General features: G+C 72.6%; 22 protein-coding genes. 10 read left to right on the forward strand and 12 right to left on the reverse strand.

The window, feature by feature from the left end:
- Positions 1-43: 43 nt before the first annotated feature.
- Together DK419_RS03365 and DK419_RS03370 are read left to right on the forward strand one after the other, a co-directional pair.
- On the forward strand, positions 44-658 hold the full coding sequence (locus DK419_RS03365) for an RNA polymerase sigma factor (protein WP_109957841.1): 615 nt from the start codon (positions 44-46) through the stop codon (positions 656-658).
- Positions 659-833: 175 nt separating this feature from the next.
- Positions 834-2,612 carry a vWA domain-containing protein gene (locus DK419_RS03370; protein ID WP_109962105.1) on the forward strand — a complete coding sequence of 593 codons (1,779 nt, stop codon included), beginning with the start codon at positions 834-836 and terminating at the stop codon, positions 2,610-2,612.
- A gap of 30 nt (positions 2,613-2,642) precedes the next feature.
- Here the strand turns inward: DK419_RS03370 and DK419_RS03375 are convergent, their stop codons facing one another.
- The 5 genes from DK419_RS03375 to DK419_RS03395 are packed head-to-tail and all read right to left on the reverse strand — an operon-like array spanning position 2,643 to position 6,406.
- Positions 2,643-3,281, reverse strand: coding sequence for an HAD family hydrolase (locus DK419_RS03375; protein WP_208642275.1), 639 nt, complete (start codon positions 3,279-3,281; stop codon positions 2,643-2,645).
- Between the two features lie 58 nt (positions 3,282-3,339).
- Positions 3,340-4,119, reverse strand: a complete 780-nt coding sequence (locus DK419_RS03380; RefSeq protein ID WP_425352657.1) for an ABC transporter ATP-binding protein — start codon at positions 4,117-4,119, stop codon at positions 3,340-3,342.
- A complete protein-coding gene (locus DK419_RS03385) occupies positions 4,119-5,156 on the reverse strand; it encodes a FecCD family ABC transporter permease (protein ID WP_109957844.1) in 1,038 nt (345 codons plus the stop codon). Before DK419_RS03385 ends, DK419_RS03380 begins: the two co-directional genes overlap by 1 nt.
- Positions 5,153-6,184 (reverse strand): ABC transporter substrate-binding protein, encoded by a 1,032-nt coding sequence (locus DK419_RS03390; protein WP_109957845.1) that lies wholly within the window; start codon positions 6,182-6,184, stop codon positions 5,153-5,155. The genes DK419_RS03385 and DK419_RS03390 overlap by 4 nt, the downstream gene beginning before the upstream one ends.
- A gap of 12 nt (positions 6,185-6,196) precedes the next feature.
- The gene (locus DK419_RS03395) at positions 6,197-6,406 is read right to left on the reverse strand and encodes a TOBE domain-containing protein (protein WP_048427261.1); all 210 of its coding nucleotides are present in this window, start codon (positions 6,404-6,406) and stop codon (positions 6,197-6,199) included.
- Positions 6,407-6,626: 220 nt separating this feature from the next.
- Between DK419_RS03395 and DK419_RS03400 the strand changes: the two genes are divergently transcribed.
- Together DK419_RS03400 and DK419_RS03405 are read left to right on the forward strand one after the other, a co-directional pair.
- On the forward strand, positions 6,627-7,136 hold the full coding sequence (locus DK419_RS03400) for a pyridoxamine 5'-phosphate oxidase family protein (protein ID WP_109957846.1): 510 nt from the start codon (positions 6,627-6,629) through the stop codon (positions 7,134-7,136).
- A gap of 168 nt (positions 7,137-7,304) precedes the next feature.
- Positions 7,305-8,597 (forward strand): nicotinate phosphoribosyltransferase, encoded by a 1,293-nt coding sequence (locus tag DK419_RS03405; RefSeq protein ID WP_109957847.1) that lies wholly within the window; start codon positions 7,305-7,307, stop codon positions 8,595-8,597.
- A gap of 130 nt (positions 8,598-8,727) precedes the next feature.
- Here the strand turns inward: DK419_RS03405 and hemC are convergent, their stop codons facing one another.
- The 3 genes from hemC to DK419_RS03420 all read right to left on the reverse strand — a co-directional run bounded on the left by hemC (position 8,728) and on the right by DK419_RS03420 (position 10,271).
- The gene (gene hemC, locus DK419_RS03410) at positions 8,728-9,663 is read right to left on the reverse strand and encodes a hydroxymethylbilane synthase (RefSeq protein ID WP_109957848.1); all 936 of its coding nucleotides are present in this window, start codon (positions 9,661-9,663) and stop codon (positions 8,728-8,730) included.
- 61 nt (positions 9,664-9,724) lie between these two features.
- Positions 9,725-9,904 (reverse strand): hypothetical protein, encoded by a 180-nt coding sequence (locus DK419_RS03415; RefSeq protein WP_109957849.1) that lies wholly within the window; start codon positions 9,902-9,904, stop codon positions 9,725-9,727.
- 67 nt (positions 9,905-9,971) lie between these two features.
- The gene (locus DK419_RS03420; RefSeq protein ID WP_109957850.1) at positions 9,972-10,271 is read right to left on the reverse strand and encodes an antibiotic biosynthesis monooxygenase family protein; all 300 of its coding nucleotides are present in this window, start codon (positions 10,269-10,271) and stop codon (positions 9,972-9,974) included.
- A 210-nt stretch (positions 10,272-10,481) separates the two neighbouring features.
- Here DK419_RS03420 and DK419_RS03425 point away from each other — a divergent pair, with 210 nt between their 5' ends.
- Together DK419_RS03425 and DK419_RS03430 are read left to right on the forward strand one after the other, a co-directional pair.
- Positions 10,482-10,946: an RNA polymerase subunit sigma-70 gene (locus tag DK419_RS03425; protein WP_109957851.1), complete on the forward strand. Its 465-nt coding sequence runs from the start codon at positions 10,482-10,484 to the stop codon at positions 10,944-10,946.
- Positions 10,947-11,176: 230 nt separating this feature from the next.
- Complete coding sequence (locus DK419_RS03430) at positions 11,177-11,491, forward strand: carboxymuconolactone decarboxylase family protein (RefSeq protein WP_342587212.1); 315 nt, start codon at positions 11,177-11,179, stop codon at positions 11,489-11,491.
- Positions 11,492-11,570: 79 nt separating this feature from the next.
- Here DK419_RS03430 and DK419_RS03435 read toward each other — a convergent pair whose 3' ends face one another.
- The gene (locus DK419_RS03435) at positions 11,571-12,035 is read right to left on the reverse strand and encodes an Hsp20 family protein (protein ID WP_099899369.1); all 465 of its coding nucleotides are present in this window, start codon (positions 12,033-12,035) and stop codon (positions 11,571-11,573) included.
- A 259-nt stretch (positions 12,036-12,294) separates the two neighbouring features.
- Between DK419_RS03435 and DK419_RS03440 the strand changes: the two genes are divergently transcribed.
- Positions 12,295-13,314, forward strand: a complete 1,020-nt coding sequence (locus DK419_RS03440) for an alpha/beta hydrolase (protein ID WP_109957852.1) — start codon at positions 12,295-12,297, stop codon at positions 13,312-13,314.
- 16 nt (positions 13,315-13,330) lie between these two features.
- Here DK419_RS03440 and DK419_RS03445 read toward each other — a convergent pair whose 3' ends face one another.
- A complete protein-coding gene (locus tag DK419_RS03445; RefSeq protein WP_109957853.1) occupies positions 13,331-14,218 on the reverse strand; it encodes a LysR family transcriptional regulator in 888 nt (295 codons plus the stop codon).
- A gap of 95 nt (positions 14,219-14,313) precedes the next feature.
- On the opposite strand from DK419_RS03445, the gene DK419_RS03450 reads away from it, so the two are divergent.
- The 3 genes from DK419_RS03450 to DK419_RS03460 all read left to right on the forward strand — a co-directional run bounded on the left by DK419_RS03450 (position 14,314) and on the right by DK419_RS03460 (position 17,491).
- Complete coding sequence (locus tag DK419_RS03450) at positions 14,314-15,435, forward strand: aldo/keto reductase (RefSeq protein ID WP_109957854.1); 1,122 nt, start codon at positions 14,314-14,316, stop codon at positions 15,433-15,435.
- A 661-nt stretch (positions 15,436-16,096) separates the two neighbouring features.
- Complete coding sequence (locus DK419_RS03455) at positions 16,097-16,423, forward strand: MucR family transcriptional regulator (protein ID WP_245442816.1); 327 nt, start codon at positions 16,097-16,099, stop codon at positions 16,421-16,423.
- Positions 16,424-16,720: 297 nt separating this feature from the next.
- Complete coding sequence (locus DK419_RS03460; protein ID WP_109957856.1) at positions 16,721-17,491, forward strand: HD-GYP domain-containing protein; 771 nt, start codon at positions 16,721-16,723, stop codon at positions 17,489-17,491.
- 13 nt (positions 17,492-17,504) lie between these two features.
- Here the strand turns inward: DK419_RS03460 and DK419_RS03465 are convergent, their stop codons facing one another.
- Both DK419_RS03465 and DK419_RS03470 read right to left on the reverse strand, forming a co-directional pair.
- Complete coding sequence (locus DK419_RS03465; RefSeq protein WP_109957857.1) at positions 17,505-18,467, reverse strand: helix-turn-helix domain-containing protein; 963 nt, start codon at positions 18,465-18,467, stop codon at positions 17,505-17,507.
- Between the two features lie 81 nt (positions 18,468-18,548).
- Positions 18,549-19,511 (reverse strand): AraC-like ligand-binding domain-containing protein, encoded by a 963-nt coding sequence (locus tag DK419_RS03470; protein ID WP_109957858.1) that lies wholly within the window; start codon positions 19,509-19,511, stop codon positions 18,549-18,551.
- Positions 19,512-19,524 lie beyond the last annotated feature (13 nt).

Consider the following 19,524-nt stretch of genomic DNA (forward strand, 5'->3'; position numbering starts at 1 on the left):
GAGCGGGGCCGGCCGGCCGCGCGACGGAGGCGGAACCTCGGGCATGCAGCCGCTCGCGACACAGATGGACATGACGGGGGCCGGGCCCCCGCCCGGGACGGCGCCGCCGGATCCCGATGCCGACCTCGCCGCCCGGGCGGCGCGGGGGGACCGCACGGCCTTCGAGGCGCTGCTGCGGCGCCACTACGACCGCATGCACCGCATCGCCTGGCGCATGACCGGCTCGCGCCACGACGCCGAGGACGTGGTGCAGGAGGTGTGCTGCGCCCTGGTGGAGCGGATCGCGGGGTTTCGCGGCGAGGCCCGGGTCTCGACCTGGCTGTTCGGCATCGTCGTCAATGCCTGCCGCGACCATCACCGCCGCCGCACCACGCTGGCGCGGATGAAGGAGGGATTGGGCGTGCTGCTGCGCCTCGGCCCCGCGCCCGACGGGCGCGACCTCCATCGCCGCGCCTGGCTCGCCGGGGCGCTCGCCCGCCTCGATCCGCGCTTGCGCGAGACCGTCGTGCTCGTGGCGGGCGAGGGGCTGACCCATGCCGAGGCGGCTCACGCCCTCGGCGTCGCCGAGGCCACGGTGTCCTGGCGCCTGCACGAGGCCCGCCGCCGCCTGAAGAGCGATCCGCTCACGACCGATCCGGAGGAGCGCCATGGCGCCTGACACCGATTGCCTGCCGCCCGCGCCGGTCCCCTCCGCCGAGGCCCGCGAGCGGGCGCTCGCCGCGGCTCTGGCCCGGTTCGACGCCGCGCACGGCGAGAAAGATCGCGCCACGGGCCAAGCTTCCGCCGGGCCGGCGCGTCGCAAGGAGCGTCGATCCCCCCTGGGAGGCCCGCTCATGCTTCGCACCCGTCCCCTCGTCGCCGCCACCCTGGTCGCCGCCCTCGGCCTGCCCGCTGCCTGGGCCATCCTGCGCGAGCGCGCCGAGGCGCCCCCGGCGCCTGAGGCGACCGCACCGTCGCCATCTTCTGAGCCCGCTCCGGCCGCCGCCGATACTGCGCGGTCCGCCGCCCCGCCGCCACCCGCCGCCCCGGCCCCGCTCGCCCAGCGGATGCTCCCCGAAGCCAACCCGGCCTACAGCGACTTCGCAAGGGATCGGAGCCGCGGAGCGCTGGCCCTCCAGGCGCCGATGCCGAGGCGCGTCGCCCCGGCTGCGGACGCGCTCCCGGCCCCCGCCGAGCCCGTCGGCCGCGACCGCTTCCCGGAGGCCCGGCCGAGCGGCTTCCAGGCGGTGGCGCAGGCGCCGGTCTCGACCTTCTCGATCGACGTCGACACCGCCTCCTACGCCTTCGTGCGCGCCAGCCTGAACCGCAACGTGCTGCCGCCGCCGAACGCCGTGCGCGTCGAGGAGATGATCAACTACTTCCCGTACGCCTACCCGGCGCCGACGAGCTCGGAGGAGCCGTTCCGCATCACCACCTCGGTCTTCCCGAGCCCCTGGGCCGAGGGGCGCAAGCTGGTGCAGATCGGCATCAAGGGCTACGCCGTGGCGCCGGAGACCCGGCCGCCGGCGAATCTCGTCTTCCTCGTCGACACCTCCGGCTCGATGGCGGGGCCGAACCGGCTGCCGCTCGTCAAGCAGGCGCTCGGCCTGCTGCTGACGAAGCTCGACGCCCGCGACCGGGTCGCGATCGTGGCCTACGCGGGCGCGGCCGGCACGGTGCTGCCTCCCACCCCGGCGAGCGAGCGCCAGAAGATCCTGGCGGCGATCGACGGGCTCGGGGCCGGCGGCGGCACGGCCGGGGGCGAGGGCCTGCGCCAGGCCTACGCACTGGCCGAGCAGGGCTTCGAGGCCAAGGCCGTCAACCGGGTGGTGCTCGCCACCGACGGCGACTTCAACCTCGGCATCACGGACCGGGACGAGCTGAAGGGCTTCGTCGCCCGCAAGCGCGAGACCGGTATCTTCCTGTCGGTGCTCGGCTTCGGCATGGGCAACCACAACGACGCGCTGATGCAGGCGCTGGCGCAGAACGGCAACGGCGCGGCGGCGTACATCGATACCCTGAACGAGGCCCGCAAGGTGCTGGTGGAGGAGGCGACCTCGACCCTGGTGCCGACCGCCAAGGACGTGAAGATCCAGGTCGAGTTCAATCCGGGCGAGATCGCCGAGTACCGGCTGATCGGCTACGAGACACGGGCGCTCCGCCGCGACGACTTCACCAACGATAGGGTCGATGCGGGCGAGGTCGGCTCGGGCCAGAGCGTGACCGCGCTCTACGAGGTGGTGCCGGTGGGCGGTCCGCGGGCGATGCCCGACCTGCGCTACGCCGGCAAACCCGCCGCGCCGGCGGCGGGATCGCGCGACTACGCCCACGTGGCGATCCGCTACAAGCGGCCGGACGCGGAGGCGAGCCGGCTGATCGAGGCGGTGATCGATCAGGCCCGGGAGGCGAGGACCCTCGCCGAGGCGCCGCAGGAGGCCCGCTTCGCCGCCGCCGTCGCGGCCTTCGGCGAGATCCTGCGCGGCGGGACCCATACCGGCGCGTTCCGCTACGCGGACGTCGCGCGGCTCGCCGCCGGGGCACGGGGCGACGATCCGTTCGGCTACCGGGCGGAGTTAGTCGGCCTCGTGCGCGCCGCGGAAACGGCTGCGGCGCTGGCTCCGGCGCCGCGCTGAGCGCGTGGCCGCGGCTCGCCCTGGAGACGGTCAGCCGGAGAAGGCCAGCTGTCCGCTCATCTCCGGCGTGTAGGTGACCCCGGAGAGGTCGGGCACCCAGTCGTGGTCGTGCATGTCCTCGGGACCGAGTGTGGTGGCGAGCGCCACCACTCGGGCGCCGGAGGCCCGGCCCGCCGCGAGACCGGCCGGAGCGTCCTCGAACACCACGCTCCGCCCGGGCGCGCAGCCCAGGCGCCGGGCCGCCTGGAGGTAGCCGTCCGGATCGGGCTTGCCAGCGACGACATCCTCGGCCGTCACCAGCACCTCGGGGATCGGCAGCCCGGTGAGTGTGAGCCAGGATCGGGCGATGGCCCGATCGGCGGAGGTGACGATCGCCCAGCGTGAGCTGGGAAGGGAGCGCAGCAGGTCGACGGCGCCGGGAATCGCGGTGAAGCCGTCGCACGCCGTCGCGGCGGCATCAGTGAGAGCCGCGGCCTCTACCTCAGGATCGACGCCGGGCGGTGCGAAACGCCGAACAGTCTCGATCGTGCGCCGTCCATGCGAGACCCGCAACAGCGCCTCGGCATCGACGCCGTGCCGGTCGCACCAGCGCCGCCACAGGTCGGTGATGACGGCCGTCGAGTCGACCAGCGTCCCGTCCATGTCGAAGAGCAGGGCCTCGGCGGCCATCGTGGTCCCGGCTGGGATGCGCATCGGGTGACCCACTCGCTGATTCCGATCCGCACTCTTACCGGAAATTCCCTCGCGGCAGGAAGGCCCGCGCCCCGCTGCCACCGTCCCGCACCTCTTCGACCGGCGCCCCGTAGAGCCGGCCGAGGGTCGGGGCGTCCAGCACCTCCGCCACCGGCCCCGCGGCGAGGGGGCGGCCGCCGCGCAGGAGCAGCGCCCGGTCGGCGTAGCGGGCGGCCTGGTTGGGGTCGTGGGTGGTGAAGAGGAGGCCGAGCCCGTCGGCGCGCAGGCGCAGGATCTCGGCCATCACCCGGCCCTGGTTGCCGAAATCGAGGCTGGCGGTCGGCTCGTCGAGGACGACGATGCGGGGTTCCTGGGCCAGCGCCCGGGCGACCAGCACCAGTTGGCGCTCGCCGCCGGAGAGCCGCGTCACCGGGCGCTCGGCAAGGTGGGCGATGCCCATCCGGGCCAGGGCCGCTTCCGCCGCCGCATGGTCGGCCCGGGACGGGGCGGAGAGGAGGCCGGTGCGGCTGGTGCGGCCCATCAGCACCACGGCGCGCGCCGTGAACGCGAAGGCGCTGGCGGCGGCCTGCGGCACGTAGGCCATGGCCCGCGCGCGCTCCCGGGCGGTGAGATCGCCGAGCGGCCGGCCCTCGACCCGGATGGTTCCGCCCAAGGCGGGGAGCAGGCCGAGCAGGGTCTTGAGCAGCGTGGTCTTGCCGCCGCCGTTGGGGCCGAGCAGCGCCAGCGCCTCGCCGGCGGTAAGCCGCACCGAGAGATCGCGGCCGATCTCGCGGCCGGGATAGCCGAAGGCGAGGGCGTCGGCGTCGAGCAGGATCACGACCAGTCCCGCTCCGCCCGGGCGAGCAGCCAGAGGAAGACCGGCGTGCCGACGACGGCGGTGAGGATGCCGAGCGGCACCTCGACCGGGGCCAGGGTGCGGGCGAGCGTGTCGATGGTGAGCAGCGTGCCGGCGCCGAGCAAGGCGGCGGTCGGGATCAGCCGGCCGAAGCCGGGGCCGACGAGGAAGCGGGCGAGGTGCGGCACCACCAGCCCGACCCAGCCGACGATGCCGGCCGCGGCCACGCTCGCCGCGGTGACGAGGGTCGCGGCCGCCACCACGGCGATGCGCAGCGGGCCGGTGGCGAGGCCGAGCGAGCGCGCCTCCTCGTCCGGCAGCGACAGGACGTCGAGGCGCCAGCGCAAGAGCAGGAGAAGCCCGGTGCCGAGGGCCACGGGACCGGCGAGCGGCAGGAGGTCGGACGGGTGCGTGCCCGACAGGCTCCCGAGCAGCCAGAAGGTCATCGCCGGGAGCTGGTTGTAGGGGTCGGCGAGGTACTTGATCAGCCCGACGCCGGCCCCCAGCAGCGAGCCGATGACGACGCCGGCGAGCACCAGCACCAGCACCGGATCGCGCCCCGACAGGGCGGCGCCCAGCCCGTAGACGCAGGCGACCGCCAGGAGCCCGCCCGCGAAGGCCAGCCCCTCGATCGCCAGCACCCCCAGCGAGAGCCAGATGCCGAGGACCGCGCCGAGCGCCGCCCCCGAGGAGGCGCCGAGGATGTCGGGCGAGACGAGGGGGTTGCGGAACAGGCCCTGGAAGGCGGTGCCGGCGACCGAGAGCGCCGCGCCGATCAGGATCGCGGCGGCGATGCGGGGACCGCGGATCTGCCACACCACCGCCTCGACCGCCGGTCCGACGTCCGTGGCGTGGCCGGTCAGCCGCCCGAGGAGCACCCGGGCGACGTCGAGGAGCGAGACCGGGTAGCGCCCGACCCCGAAGGCGAGGGCGGCGGCGAGCAGCAGGGCGAGGAGCGCGAGCCACGGCCCGCCGATCCGGACCGCCCGGGCGCCCACGAGTGCGATGCCGTTCACGGTGCTCCCGCCAGCACGCGCTCGAGGGCGGGATCGTCCGGCGTCACGTGGTAGAGCCGGCCGTAGAGGTCGCGGGCGATCCCGCGGATGTCCTCGGGGAACTGCGCCGGGTAGAGGACCTTGCCGAGCCACCACAGGCCGGCGAGGCGGTTGACCGAGGGCGGGGCATCGACCCAGCCGAAGGGGAGCGACGGGCTCACGTGCAGGCGGTTCGCCCGCAGGGCCGGCGTCGCCTGCCAGAGCGGGTCCTGCCGGGCGGCGGCCGCGAAGGCGGGGTCGAGGGCGACGATCACCTCGGGCGCCCAGGCCACCACGTCCTCGGGCGAGACCTGCGCCAGGCTGCCGCCGGGACCCGCGACGTTGACGGCGCCCATCAGCGCCAGCGCCTCGACGTTGATCGAGCCCGCCCGCGCGGTCTCGAGGCCGCGGGGGCCGCGGGCGAGGTAGACCCGGGGGCGCCGGTCCTCCGGCACCGCGGCGACGCGCTCGCGGATGGTCGTGAGGGTGCGCTCGGCGACGCTCGCGAGCGCCTCCGCCGCGGCCTCGCGCCCGACGAGGCGGCCGAGGGTGCGGTAGGTGGCGGGCGCGGCCGCGAGGCGCCCGTCGAGGAGCGCGTACGGGATCCCGGTCTGGCCCTGGACCCGGTCGGCGAGGGAGCGGTAGGTCTCGGCGGTCGAGCCGACGTCGAGGATCAGGTCGGGCTTCGCGGCCAGCACCGATTCGAGGTTGGCGGTGTTGCCGCGCCCGGTGAGCCGCCCGACCTCCGGCAGGTCGGCGGATCGCGCCAGCAGGTAGGGCCTCTCCGCCGGGCGGATCGCCCGCGGCCAGCCGAGCAGCACTTCGGGCGCCAGCGTGTAGAGCAGGATCGCCGCCGGCGGACCGGCGGGGAACACCCGGGCGACGGGTTGCTTCAAGCCGTCGAGGACCCGGCCGGCATCGTCTCGCAACGGATCGGCGGCACGTGCAGGCACGTGGGCCGCCGCGAGGGCGGCCGCGCCGAGGAGCAGGGAGCGCCGGTCGGGCCGCATCGTCTGGAAAAATCAGTCCGTGGCGATCATCACGTCGCTGGACTTGATCACCGCCTTCACGGTCTTGCCGGGAGCGAGGCCCAGCTCGTCGGCGGATTCGTTGGTGATCGCCGCGGTGACGACCTGCCCGCCGGCGAGCTCGACCCGGACATGGGCGGTGGTGGCGCCCTTCTTGACCTCGACGACCTTGCCGTCGAGCTGGTTGCGCGCGCTGATCTTCATCACGGACTCTTCATTCGCGTCGGACTGGCCGGCGTTCCGCCGCGCGGCCGCCGTCCCCGCACAGATAGGCGACTTCCCCCCGCCCGGCGAGCCGGGCGCGGCCGAAATCACGGCCGAGTTTCGCCGGCGGGGAACCGAAACCAAAGCCGGCATCGCCCGTTGTCGTGCAGCTTCGAGCGGGCCCGCCCGCTCGCGACGTTTGTTCGAGGGAGACCGACGGATGCATCAGGGCAGCCACCGCGACCACGAGGGCGCACAGAAGCTCTTCGCGATGATCAAGGACGTGAAGATCGCGATGATGACCACGGCCGATTCCGACGGGCAGCTGCGCAGCCGCCCGATGTGGAACCAGGACGCGGACGAGGCCGGCGACCTGTGGTTCTTCGTCAAGCAGGACGCGCCGGTGACGAACGAGATCGGCCGCGACAACCAGGTCAACCTGTCCTACTCCGACCCGTCGAGCCAGAACTACGTCTCGGTGTCGGGCAAGGCCGAGATCGTGCGCGACAAGGCGAAGATCGAGGCCAAGTGGAGCGAGAGCCTGAAGACCTGGTTCCCCGGCGGCAAGGACGACCCGTCGATCGCGCTGATCCGCGTCCATCCCGAGAAGGGCGAGTACTGGGACAGCCCGAACTCGACGATGCTGCACCTCTACGGCTACGTGAAGGCCGCGGTGACCGGCGAGTCGCCGAAGACCGAGAAGAAGGCGGTCGACCTCGGCGCCCGCTGAGGATTGCGGATAAGACCGGGCGGGCGCTCGTCCCGGGCCCTCGCCCCGGCTCGGGCGCTTGACTCGGCGGCCCGAACCGTGCCGGCTTCGCACCCTCCGTCGCCCCGCCCGAGGGGCGACGGCGCGACCGCTCGCAGGAAGCGGTCCTGAATCAGGCAGGCACGGGCGATGCTCGATCTCGCGACCAGGGTCTACAACCATACCTGGAAGATCGACCCGATCATCCGATCCGTGCTCGACACGGATTTCTACAAGCTCCTGATGGCCCAGACGATCTTCCGGCGCCACCGGAACGTCTCGGTCACCTTCGGGATCCAGAACCGCACCCGCCGGGTCCGTCTCGCCGACCTGATCGACCCGGGCGAGCTGCGCGAGCAGCTCGACCATTGCCGGTCGCTGCGGCTCACCCGCGGCGAATCCACCTGGCTGCGCGGCAACACCTTCTACGGCCGGCGCCAGATGTTCTCGCCGGACTTCATGGACTGGCTCGAGAACTTCCGCTTCCCCGACTACCTGCTGGAGAAGCAGGACGGCCAGTACGTGCTCACCTTCCACGGCCCGTGGATCGAGACCACGATGTGGGAGGTGCCCGCACTCGCCATCCTCAACGAGCTGCGCTCGCGCGGCGTGCTCAAGGGCATGGGCAAGTTCGAGCTCCAGGTGCTCTACGCCCGGGCGATGACGCGGATCTGGGAGAAGATCGAGCGGCTGAAGGCCCTGCCGGGCCTCTCCATCGCCGATTTCGGCACGCGGCGGCGCCACGGCTTCCTGTGGCAGGACTGGTGCGTCGAGGCGATGATCGAGGGCTTGGGCAACGGCTTTCTCGGCACCTCGAACTGCCTGATCGCGCTGCGCCACGACATCGAGGCGGTGGGCACCAACGCTCACGAACTGCCGATGGTCTACTCGGCCCTGGCGGAGGGCGAGGAGGAACTGGCCCGCGCGCCCTACCTCGTGCTCGCCGACTGGCAGCGCGATTACGCCGGCAACCTCCTGGTGATCCTGCCCGACACCTACGGCACCACCGGCTTCCTCGAGCGCGGCCCCGCCTGGATGGCCGACTGGACCGGCATCCGCATCGATTCCAAGGACCCGATCGCGGGCGGCGAGGAGGCGATCGCCTGGTGGACCAAGCACGGCCGCAACCCGCGCGAGAAGCTGGCGATCTTCTCCGACGGGCTCGACGTCGACGTGATCGAGCGGATCCACCGCCACTTCCACGGCCGCCTGCGCATCGGCTACGGCTGGGGCACGCTGCTCACCAACGATTTCCGCGGCCTGGTGCCGGACGGCCGCCTCGATCCGATCTCGATCGTCTGCAAGGTGATCTCGGCCAACGGCCACCCGACCGTGAAGCTCTCCGACAATCCCACCAAGGCGCTCGGGCCCGAGGAGGAGGTCGAGCGCTACAAGCGGGTCTTCGGCGTCGGCGCGCAACAGGCGGTGCCGGTGCTGGTCTAGATGCGGCAGGCCGGAAGGGGCGGACAATCTCGCGCGCCGCGTCGTCCAGGTGACGCGGCGCGGCGCCGTTGCCGCCGGGCCCCGCCGCGCCTCCAGGGCCCGCCACGGTCGCCGCGTGGCGGGCCGATCGCTACTGCAGCTTTGCCCGGTAGGTCTCGCCGGCCTTCGCCTTCAGCTCCGCCCCCGCGTCGCGCCCGATCGCGAGCGCGTCGGCGGCCGGACCGCTGCGGTGGGTCGTCCAGTGGGCGCTGCCGTCGGGCAGGAACAGGATCCCGTCGAGGGTGAGGCTGTCGCCGTCGATCTGGGCGAGCGCGGCGATCGGGGTGCGGCAGGAGCCGTCGAGCTCCTCCAGAAGCGCCCGCTCGGCGTTCACCGCGATCGTGGTCGTCGGGCAGGCGACGGCCTGGAGGAGGGCGATCACCTCGGCATCGCCGGCCCGGCACTCGATGCCGAGCGCTCCCTGAGCCACCGCCGGCAGCATCTCGCTCACCGGCAGGATCTCCTGGGCGCGGTCGGCGAGGCCGAGGCGCTCGAGCCCCGCGATGGCGAGCAGGGTCGCGTCGCAGGCGCCTTCCTCGAGGCGCTTCATCCGGGTGTTGGCGTTGCCGCGCAAGGGGACGATCCGCAGGTCGGGCCGGCGCATCAGCACCTGGGCGCCGCGGCGCAGGGACGAGGTGCCGACCCGGCTGCCCGGCGCCAGCGCGGCGAGGCTCGCCGCCCGCGGCGACAGGAAGGCGTCGCGGGGATCGTCGCGCTCCAGGATGCAGGCGATGACGAGGCCGTCCGGCAGCCAGGTCTCGACGTCCTTCATCGAGTGGACGGCGACGTCGACCTGGTCGGCGAGGAGCGCCTGCTCCAGCTCCTTGGTGAACAGGCCCTTGCCGCCGATCTCGGAGAGCGGCCGGTCGAGCACCTTGTCGGCCACCGTGGTGACGACGACGAGCTCCATCGCGCCGGGCTCGGCGAGGGCGGGATGGGCCGCCGCGATGCGGTCGCGCACCATCCCGGTCTGGGCGAGCGCCATCGGGCTGCCGCGGGTGCCGATGCGCAGGGGACGTCGGGCCATGTCGGGTGCCGTGGGATCGAGGAGCCGTCGGACTCGCGAGTAGCGAACCCTGCGCCCCGTGTCACGACTCCTGTTGCGGGAGCCTCTCTCGCGGCACCTGCTCGTCGGCGGGCCGGCCGCCCTGCGGCGTGCCGGTGGCGGGCTTGGTCTCGCCCGCGCCTGCGGCGCGCCGGCTCGCCCCGAGGCTGTCGTTGGCCAGCCCCTCGCCCGGCTTCGGGTCCGGCTCGCGGTCGTCGGTCATGGGCGTCTCCGGTCGTGGTCCCGACGGGAACGATCGGGAACCGGCCCGGGTTCGGGCCGCCCTCCGTTCAGAATCCCTGGACCGCCAGCACGGTGTGCTCGACCTGCGGCGGGGCGGTGAAGTGCTCGGAGACCAGGGCGCGCCAGGCCTGGAAGTCCGCCGACTCGCGGAAATCGACGGTGTGGTTCTCCAGGGTCTCCCACTGCACCATCAGACGGTAGCGGGTCGGGATCTCGACCGAGCGCTGCAATTCCATGCTGCGGCAGCCCTTGGCGCGCCGAAACAGTTCCGCGGCCTGGGCGACGCCGGCCTCGAAGGCCGCCTCGTGCCCGGCCTTCACCTCGATCTGCGCGATTTCCAGTACCATGCGACCCTCCCGTGATCGGCGCGAGCCATGCGCGCGTGCGCCGGCCTTGTCCAGGCGGCGCGGGTTGCGAGAGTGGTGGATCGAGCCCGGCGGGCGGTTGCCAACCCGGAACAGGACGCGCACAAACCGTAGATGACCTGTGCATGGGGGGCAACCGGCCCCGGCCGGCGCCGTTTCCTTGCCGGAGCGTGACAGCGGAGTTCGGTCCTCATGGCGACGCTGAAGGAATTCGAGGAAGCCCTGCGCGAGAACGGCATGCTGATGGCCCTCGCGATCCTCGAGCGGCTGCGCGAGCGCGACCGCGCCAACCGGGTGGTGAAGCCCGGCCGCCGCATCGTCGGTAAGAAGATGACCCCGGAACTCGCCCGCCAGATCCTCGATCTGCACGGCTCGACGGAGATGACGCAGCAGGAGATCGCGTTCAAGCTCGGCGTCAACCAGGGCCGGGTGAACGAGGTGATCAAGCGCGGCAAGTGGCTCTCGGGCGACCAGACCGCGCCCGAGGCCGTGGCCCGCGACAAGGGCAAGGCGCGCATCCAGGGCGCCGAGCCGAAGCGGCCGCGCAAGGCCGCGGCCAGGAGCGCGGCCAAGAGCAAGACCGGCGCCGCCAAGGACAAGGCCGGCAAGCCGCAGAAGCGCCCGGCCACGGCCCAGCTCGCCTTCGGGGACCTGTAGGCGCCGGGTCGGATCCGATGGGCAGATCCGGCTTCCTCCCTACGTGATCCGGATCGCGTCCAGCGAAGAGCCGATGGGACGTCGTGCCGGCCGCCGGCCCGGCGCATCGCGCGGGACAGCCCACCGTCGACGGACCCATGTCCTCAGTCGCATTGGGCGCGCGCCCGCGATGGTCTAACTCTGGAGGGCCGAAGCCGCCCCGACCGATGGGCGGCCGGGAGGACCACGCCATGAGCCAGGCCATGTACGACGCCGCCAACCTCAAGAAGCTGCCCGCCCTGAAGAGCCTCGCCCCCGAGGCGATGGGGGCGTTCGAGGCCCTCGACAAGGCGGCGCTCGCCGACGGCGCCATCCCGCGCAAGTACAAGGAATTGATGGCGCTCGCGGTCGCGCTGACCACGCAGTGCCCCTACTGCCTCGAGGTGCATCGCGAGGCGGCCAAGAAGGCCGGCGCCACCGAGCAGGAACTGGCCGAGACCGTGTTCGTGGCGGTGGCCCTGCGGGCCGGCGCGGCGCTGACCCACGGCACGCACCTGCTGCCGTGACGCGAATCCTGCCCTGAGCACGACGAAAAACGCCCCGGCCTCGCGGCCGGGGCGCTCCCCCTGACGGGATGAAGGCGCTTTACGCGGCCTTCTGGACGCTGCCCTCGATCGATTGCGGGCGGGAGCCCGAGGCGATCTGGATCTGGCGCGGCTTCTTGGCCTCCGGGATCTCGCGGACGAGGTCGACGTGGAGCAGGCCGTTCTCCAGCACCGCGCCGGTCACCTGGACGTGGTCGGCGAGCTGGAAGCGCCGCTCGAAGCCGCGGGCCGCGATGCCCTGGTGCAGGAACTCGGCCTGCTTGGCCTCGGCCTTGCGCTCGCCCTTCACGGTGAGCGCGTTCTCGCGGGTCTCGATCGACAGGTCCTGATCGGTGAAGCCCGCCACCGCGAGGGTGATGCGGTAGGCGTTCTCGGCCGTGCGCTCGATGTTGTAGGGCGGATAGGTCGGCGCCGCATCCGAGGTCACGAACTGGTCGAGAGCGGAAAACAGGCGGTCGAAGCCGACGGTCGAACGGTACAGGGGAGCGAGATCGAACTGACGCATGACATATTCTCCGTCTGAAGCAATATGTAGTCTTGTGGGTCCGCCGCTGGGGCCGGGCCCGGTCTTGCGCGCCGCCGTATCGGCCGGCGCCCCTCGCATATTGGGGTGGGCTCTAGACTGGTCAAGGCCGGTGCAAGCGGGACGTCGCGAATTTTTTTCGAGCGGGCCGGCGCAGGGGCCGGACAGGCGCGGATCCCGCCCCACTTGTTAGGGGGTGCCGTGCGAGGATGCGGCGGATGACAGAACCGGGGAGCCTGCCGTGACCGTTCCGCTGCTCGCCACGCCCGACAACCCGATCCCGCCGGGAGCGACGCTCCTGACGGTGCGGACCGCCGACGGCCTCTCGTTGCGGGTCGCCACCTGGGCGCCGACCGCGCGGACGGTCCAGGGCACGGTCTGCCTGGTGCAGGGCCGCGCGGAGTTCATCGAGAAGTACTTCGAGACCGTGACGGAGCTGCGCGACCGCGGCTTCCACGTCGTCGCCTTCGACTGGCGCGGGCAGGGCGGCTCCGACCGCACCGTCGAGGACCCGCACAAGGGCCACGTCGACGATTTCGCGGAGTACCGCCTCGACCTCGCGGCGGTGGAGGCGCAGGTGATGGAAGGGCGGCTGCCGCGGCCCTTCTTCGGCCTCGCCCACTCGATGGGCGGCGCGATCTGCCTCACCGCCGCCCGGGAGGGCTGGCTGCCGTTCAGCCGCCTCGTCGTGCTCGCCCCGATGGTGGCGATCTGCATGATCCGCCGGCCGAAGGCGGCGATGCGCCTCGCCGCGGTCCTGCGCGCCCTCGGCTTCGGGCGCCGCTACGTGCCGGGCGGCTCGGCGGTCTCGATCGCCACCAAGCCGTTTCCGAACAACCGCCTCACGGCCGATCCCGCCCGCTACGCCCGCAACGCCGCGGCGGCGCTCGCGGTCGGGGCCGGCGCCATCGGCGACCCGACCATCGGCTGGCTCGCCGCCGCCTTCCGGGCGATGCGCCGCTTCGAGGATCCGCGCTATCCCCTGGGCCTTCGCGTGCCGGTGCTGGTGGTGGCCGCGGGCGCCGACCCGGTCTGCAGCACCCCGGCGGTGGAGCGGTTCGCGGCCAGGCTCGCGGCCGGCCACACCATCACCCTGCGCGGCGCCCGCCACGAGATCCTGATGGAGCGCGACGCGGTCCGCGAGCAGTTCTGGGCGGCGTTCGACGCCTTCGTGCCGGGCTCTGCGACCCCGGTGCCGGGCTCCGCGACCCCGGTGCCGGGCTCCGCGACCGCCGAGGAGGAGCGCGAAGCGGTCGCGTGAGGCGGGGGCCTCCCGCTCACCCCCGCCAGCGCAGGCGATCGACGAGGGCGCGGAGCGCCGGCGTCGCCTGCCGGACCGGGTGATAGAGGTGGAAGCCGGGGAAGGGCGGGCACCAACCGTCCAGCACCCGCACGAGGCGGCCCGCCGCCAGGTCCTCCGCCGCGTCCGCCTCCAGCATGAAGCCGAGCCCGGCGCCGGCGCGCACCGCCGCCGCCGTCAGGGCGCCGTCGTTGACGACGAGCCGGCCGCCGGGGCGCAGGCGGATCTCGCGCCCGCCTCGGGCGAAATCCCACGGCAGCAGCCCGCCGCCGGCGAGGCGGTAATTGACGCAGTCATGGGCCTCGAGGTCGGCCGGGCTCCCGGGCGCGGGACGGCGCGCGAAGTAGCCGGGCGTGCCCACCACCGCCATGCGCTGGTCCGGCCCGACCCGGACCGCCACCATGTCGCGTTCCACCGCCTCGCCGAAGCGGATGCCGGCATCGAAGCCCGCCGCCACGATGTCGGTCAGGCGATCGTCGACGACGACCTCGACCGAGACCGCCGGATGGTCGAGGAGGAAGCCCGGCAGGGCCGGATCGAGGACGCGGCGCGCCGCCGCCGAGAAGGTCGTCAGCCGCAGGGTGCCGGAGGGCTCGCCCCGCCAGTCGGCGAGGCCGGCGAGGCCGCGGGCGACCTCGGCGAGGGCCGGGTCGAGGGAGCGCAGCAGCCGCTCGCCCGCCGGCGTCGGGGCGACGCTGCGGGTCGTGCGGGCGAGGAGCCGCACGCCGAGCCGCTCCTCGAGCCCGCGCAGCGCGTGGCTGAGCGCCGAGGGCGACAGGCCGAGCTCGGCCGCCGCCCGGGTGAAGCTGCGGGCCCGGGCCACCGCCGCGAAGGCCGCGAGATCGTCGAGCGTGCCGCGCCGCATTGCTGAGCTTCCTTCACAAGCGCTTGCCGCCGATCCGGGCTAATCGCCCGAAGGCCCCCGGGCTATGCCTGTCCCACCATCGAGGACATGCAGCAATGGACCTGTCGGATTATCGCACGCTCGGCCGCTCGGGGCTCGGCGTCAGCCCGCTCGCGCTCGGCACCATGACCTTCGGCACGGCGCGCTGGGGCCTCGACGAGGCGGGCGCGCGCGCCGTGTTCGACGCCTATGTCGAGCGCGGGGGCAACTTCGTCGACACGGCCGACGTCTATGCCGGCGGCGAGAGCGAGGCGATGCTCGGCCGCTTCATCGCCGAGCGCTCCTTGCGCGACCGGATCGTGCTCGCGACCAAGGCGGGATTCGCGGCGGGCTCCGGGCCGCATGCCGGCGGCAGCGGCGCCAAGCACCTCCACGCCGCCCTCGACGGCTCCTTGGCGCGCCTGCGCACCGAGTGGGTCGACCTGTACTGGCTGCACGTCTGGGACGGCGTCACGCCCGCCGAGGAGATCCTGGAGACGATGACCGGCCTCGTGCGGGCCGGCAAGATCCGCCACTGGGGCGTGTCGAACGCCCCGGCCTGGTTCGTCGCCAAGCTCGCCACCCTGGCCGCGGTGCGCGGCCGGCCGGGACCGATCGCCCTGCAGTACTTCTACTCCCTGGTGAGCCGGGAGGTGGAGGACGAGCACGTCCCGCTCGGGCGCGAGTTCGGGATGGGGCTGGTCCCGTGGTCGCCGCTGGCCTACGGGCTCCTGACCGGCAAGTACGACCGCGCCGCCGTCGAGGCCGCCGCCCCGCGGGAGGACGGCCTGCCGCGCGAGGCCGCCGCCGGCGGGGCGCGGCCGGAGGGCGACCGGCGGCTCGACGGCGCCAATCCGTTCGGCGACAGCCTGTTCACCCCGCGCAACTGGGACGTCGTCGCGGCCCTGCGCCGGGTCGCGGCGGCGCTCGGGGAGCCGCCGGCCCGGGTCGCGCTGGCCTGGGTGGTGGGGCGGCCGGGCGTGGCCGCGACCCTGATGGGCGTCGGCCGCCCGGGTCAGGTCGCCGAGAATGCCGGCGCGCTCGCCCTCGTGCTGCCGCCGGAGCACCGCGCCGCCCTCGACGCGGCGAGCGCTCCGGCCGCGCCGCGCCTGGTCTACGCCCTGGCGCGGCCGCCGCTGCGCGAGCGGGCGGTGTTCGGGGGCGCATCGGTGCGGGGTACGACGGACGGGCCGGGGTAAGCCGGCTGGCGGACGATTCCGGCGGGCGGTCCATGAAGGCGCTTCCTGCCGGCGCTTCCTGCCGATGGCGACCGGGAAAGCCCGGTCGCGGAACGCTGCCGGGCCCACGGCCGCGCCGGTCGTCGAGGACCGTTCGGCTCACGATCGTCTCCGTCCATCGATCCGGTCCGGAACGATCGACATCGTCCGATTTCCATGCGAAATCATTCGGGCAGTACTTCCGCAAGATTACAGGTTAATGGAAATTTACGTAAATTTGTAATTATCGTAGTGTAGGCCTGTCGTAGAACGGCAGTTGCGTTGCTTGGAACAGCATTCGCCCGGCCTTTGTCCGGTATGACAGAATTCCTCTCTGTCCGGCGACAGCACATCCCCTGCGATTGCGCGAACGGGCAAAACAGAGTGCGCGCTCGGGCAAGCGCGGGTTCTGCCGCTGCGGTAGGTTGGATCCAAGTTGGACGGTGGTCGTCGACCGGAAATGTTCGCCGCTGCGAAATCTAAGTACTATGCGGTAATCCATATAACGGTACAGACGTCGACAAGTCGCATCCTGGCTTGATATGTCAAATTGCGTATTATAGCAGGATGTAAAGCGATGAAAAACTCTGATATTATAAGGATGACATCGGCTATTGCTGCAGCTTACGTATCTCGGAATCGCGTGTACTTGACCGAGGTGCCGGATCTGATCGCTCGCGTCCATGCCGGTCTGCTCGCGCTCACGACCCCGCCGGGGCACGGGCGGGCGCAGGCACGGCCGAGCGAGTCCCAGATCGCAGCCTCGGTGAAGCGCAACCGGATCATCAGCTTCATCGACGGCAAGCCCTACAAGTCGCTCAAGTGGCAGCTCGTGGCCCACGGCCTGACCCCGGACCAGTACCGGGCACGGTTCGGGCTGCCCGGTAATTACCCGATGGTTGCGCCGACCTACGACAAATCCCTTCGGCGCGACGACGAGACGGTCGCGCCGTCGAAGAAGCGCTCCTGACGGCAGGACCGTAACGGTCCGGGGAGGCACGCGGGCCGGAGCATGGACGATGGCAGGCCTCCGGGCCGGTCGCCCGTCCGTCTCCCCTGGCGTTCGGCGGCCGGCGAATGCCTGCCGTTCCGGCGTCGCTCGCTTCGTCGCTCCTCGGCCCGGCCCGCTCGACGGCGCCCGTCGCGACGTCGCGGGGGCTCCCGGCACGGCGGCGGGAGGACGTGAAGTTCAAGTGCAGCCCATTGATCCCGCGTCGGTGCCGACCGTGATCGACGCGTCTCGGCGCGTATCGAGGAGGATGAGCCAATGGGTGCGATTTTGTTCGAACGCATCTTCGAGCGGGCGCGGGCGACCTTGTCGCGCCTGTTCGATGCGGCCGCCGACGGGTGCATCGACATCCGGGAGGTCGAGGCCCTCGTCCATCCGGTCGTGCGGGCGCTGCAGGATGGCGGCGTGCAGCGGTGGCTCGTGGCCGTCCACGCCCATCCCAGCCAGGATACCGTCCAGCACTCGATGCACGTCGCCGGCCTGGCCGCCAACTTCGCCCATCATCTCGGCCTGTCCCCCTGGGACTGCGTGACGCTGGTTCGGGCCGGCCTGCTGCACGACATCGGCAAGGCGCGCATCCCGCGCGCGATCCTCGACAAGCCGGGCGCCCTGACCGCGCCGGAGATGGCCCTGATGCGCATGCACGCCGCGATCGGCCACGAGATCCTGTTCGAATCCGGGGTGCGGGACCCGGTGGTGCTGGCGGTGACGCGGCATCATCACGAGATGCTCGACGGGTCGGGCTATCCCGACCGGCTCGCCGGAGGCACCATCCGGGAGCTCGTGAGGCTCACGACCGTGTGCGACATCTACGCGGCGCTGACCGAGCTGCGGCCCTATCGCCCGGGGATGACGCGCGCCGACGCGCTGGCGATCCTGCGGGACATGGCTCCCACCCGGCTCGATCCGGTCCTGGTGCGCGCCTTCGAGGCCTCTCTCGATGCGCGCTGCATGATGGAGGCGGGGCGGACGATCCGCCTCTACCCGTCGATCGCCCGCGCCGCCCTGCGCGAGTGCGACGCCCCATAGGGCCGCCGACGGTTCACGCGCCGGAGTTCAGCGCCGTCTGCCGGTACTCGCTCGGCGTGGCGCCGTAGCGGTCCTTGAAGCGGCGGGCGAAATGCGCCTGGCTGACGAAGCCGCACCCGTAGGCGAGCGCCCCGATCGACAGATGCGCGTGCCCGGGATCGGACAGCCGCCGGGCGGCGGCCTCCAGCCGGCGCTGCCAGAGCCAGTCCGCGATCGGCTGCCCGCGCTCGTGGAACAGCTGCTGCAGGTGGCGCAGCGACACGCCCAGCGCCGCCGCCAGCTGCGGCGGGTCGAGGGTCGGGTCGCCGAGATGGGCCTCCACGTAGGCCTTCGCCCGCTGCACGATCACGGTGCCCTGGAGGGGGCGGGGCGTCTCCTGCGCCAGCCGCTCGGCGAGGCTCGCGACGATGAGGTCGGCGCCGATGCGGATCATGCGCTCGGCCGTGTCCGGGCTCATCTGGCGGTTCACGCGGATCAGGTCGTCGAAGAAGGTGCGCACCAGGGACGCGCCGGGCAGGTTGCCCGGGACGCTGAGGCCGGCGAACAGGGGCGCTGCGCCGAGCGGGCCCTCGAGCCGCTCGCGCGGGAGTTCGATCAGCAGCGAGCTCGTCGGGCCGGGATACTCGTAGATCAGCGGCCGGTTGCGGTCGAAGACCGTCAGGTCGCCGGGCTGCTGCACCGCCGCCCGGTCGTACTGGCGGCTATGCGCCGTCCCGGACAGCCGGATGACGACCGCGAGCGTACCCTGCTTGCAGTGGCGGCGGATCGTCAGCGGCGTCGCCTCGACGCGGTGCGCGCCGACTGCCGAGCGCGTCAGCAGCATGCTGCCGATATCGACCCCCTCGATCGTCGCCCTGAACGGCCCGTCGCCGGCCGGCGTGATCTCCGCCGGCACGAAGCGCGACCTGACGACGTCGAGATAGGTCGTGAACCGCTTCGGCGAGGGCGTATCGTCCGACGAGAACAACTTGCGCATCGGCGCTACGCTCCCCCGGCTTTCCGGCCGGCATCCCGGATGCGGGGGGTGTGGCGGGAGGACGGTCCGGCCATGCGGGGATCAGGCCGTCGGAGCCGGGGCCGTCCGCCGGTACTCGCTCGGCGTGACGCCGTAGCGGTCCTTGAAGCGGCGGGCGAAATGCGCCTGGCTGACGAAGCCGCACCCGTAGGCGAGCGCCCCGATCGACAGATGCGCGTGCCCGGGATCGGACAGCCGCCGGGCGGCGGCCTCCAGCCGGCGCTGCCAGAGCCAGTCCGCGATCGGCTGCCCGCGCTCGTGGAACAGCTGCTGCAGGTGGCGCAGCGACACGCCCGTCGCCGCCGCCAGCTGCGGCGGGTCGAGGGTCGGGTCGCCGAGATGGGCCTCCACGTAGGCCTTCGCCCGCTGCACGATCACGGTGCCCTGGAGGGGGCGGGGCGTCTCCTGCGCCAGCCGCTCGGCGAGGCTCGCGACGATGAGGTCGGTGCCGATCCGCGTCATGCGCTCGGCCGTGTCCGGGCTCATCTGGCGGTTCACGCGGATCAGGTCGTCGAAGAAGGTGCGCACAAGGGACGCGCCGGGCAGGCTGGCCGGGACGCTGAGGCCGGCGAACAGGGGCGCTGCGCCGAGTGGGCCCTCGAGCAATTCGCGGGGAATCTCGATGAACAGCGAGCTCGTCGAAGCCGGATACTCGAACGCCAGCGGCTTGTTGCTGTCGAAGACGACGAGGTCGCCGGGCTGCTGCACCACCGCCCGGTCGTACTGGCGGCTATGCGCCGTCCCGGACAGCCGGATGATGACGGAGAGCTTGTCGTGCTTGTCGTGGCGGCGGATCGTCGACGGCGTGGTGTCGACGGCCTGGCCGTTGAAGCTCGACCGCGTGATCAGCATGCCGCCGATATCGACCCCCTCGATATGGGCGCGAAAGCGGCCGTCGCCGATCTTGCGGCACTCGCTCGGGACGAAGCGATCCCGGACGATGTCGAGATAGGTCTCGAATTTCTTCCGCGAGTTCAGATCGTCGGTCGAGATCAGGGTCTTCATCGAAGGTCGATGC

The organism is Methylobacterium terrae (assembly GCF_003173755.1).
Lineage (GTDB): Bacteria > Pseudomonadota > Alphaproteobacteria > Rhizobiales > Beijerinckiaceae > Methylobacterium > Methylobacterium terrae.

Excerpts from the sequence above, each read along its gene's own strand:
- DK419_RS03460 (WP_109957856.1), top strand. The coding sequence starts at position 16,721 with ATGGGTGCGATTTTGTTCGAACGCATCTTCGAGCGGGCGCGGGCGACC.
- DK419_RS03470 (WP_109957858.1), bottom strand. The coding sequence starts at position 19,511 with ATGAAGACCCTGATCTCGACCGACGATCTGAACTCGCGGAAGAAATTC.
- DK419_RS03420 (WP_109957850.1), bottom strand. The coding sequence starts at position 10,271 with ATGGTACTGGAAATCGCGCAGATCGAGGTGAAGGCCGGGCACGAGGCG.
- DK419_RS03375 (WP_208642275.1), bottom strand. The coding sequence starts at position 3,281 with ATGGCCGCCGAGGCCCTGCTCTTCGACATGGACGGGACGCTGGTCGAC.
- DK419_RS03400 (WP_109957846.1), top strand. The coding sequence starts at position 6,627 with ATGCATCAGGGCAGCCACCGCGACCACGAGGGCGCACAGAAGCTCTTC.
- DK419_RS03415 (WP_109957849.1), bottom strand. The coding sequence starts at position 9,904 with ATGACCGACGACCGCGAGCCGGACCCGAAGCCGGGCGAGGGGCTGGCC.
- DK419_RS03370 (WP_109962105.1), top strand. The coding sequence starts at position 834 with ATGCTTCGCACCCGTCCCCTCGTCGCCGCCACCCTGGTCGCCGCCCTC.
- DK419_RS03365 (WP_109957841.1), top strand. The coding sequence starts at position 44 with ATGCAGCCGCTCGCGACACAGATGGACATGACGGGGGCCGGGCCCCCG.
- hemC (WP_109957848.1), bottom strand. The coding sequence starts at position 9,663 with ATGGCCCGACGTCCCCTGCGCATCGGCACCCGCGGCAGCCCGATGGCG.
- DK419_RS03395 (WP_048427261.1), bottom strand. The coding sequence starts at position 6,406 with ATGAAGATCAGCGCGCGCAACCAGCTCGACGGCAAGGTCGTCGAGGTC.
- DK419_RS03425 (WP_109957851.1), top strand. The coding sequence starts at position 10,482 with ATGGCGACGCTGAAGGAATTCGAGGAAGCCCTGCGCGAGAACGGCATG.
- DK419_RS03445 (WP_109957853.1), bottom strand. The coding sequence starts at position 14,218 with ATGCGGCGCGGCACGCTCGACGATCTCGCGGCCTTCGCGGCGGTGGCC.
- DK419_RS03465 (WP_109957857.1), bottom strand. The coding sequence starts at position 18,467 with ATGCGCAAGTTGTTCTCGTCGGACGATACGCCCTCGCCGAAGCGGTTC.
- DK419_RS03435 (WP_099899369.1), bottom strand. The coding sequence starts at position 12,035 with ATGCGTCAGTTCGATCTCGCTCCCCTGTACCGTTCGACCGTCGGCTTC.
- DK419_RS03405 (WP_109957847.1), top strand. The coding sequence starts at position 7,305 with ATGCTCGATCTCGCGACCAGGGTCTACAACCATACCTGGAAGATCGAC.
- DK419_RS03430 (WP_342587212.1), top strand. The coding sequence starts at position 11,177 with ATGAGCCAGGCCATGTACGACGCCGCCAACCTCAAGAAGCTGCCCGCC.
- DK419_RS03450 (WP_109957854.1), top strand. The coding sequence starts at position 14,314 with ATGGACCTGTCGGATTATCGCACGCTCGGCCGCTCGGGGCTCGGCGTC.
- DK419_RS03390 (WP_109957845.1), bottom strand. The coding sequence starts at position 6,184 with ATGCGGCCCGACCGGCGCTCCCTGCTCCTCGGCGCGGCCGCCCTCGCG.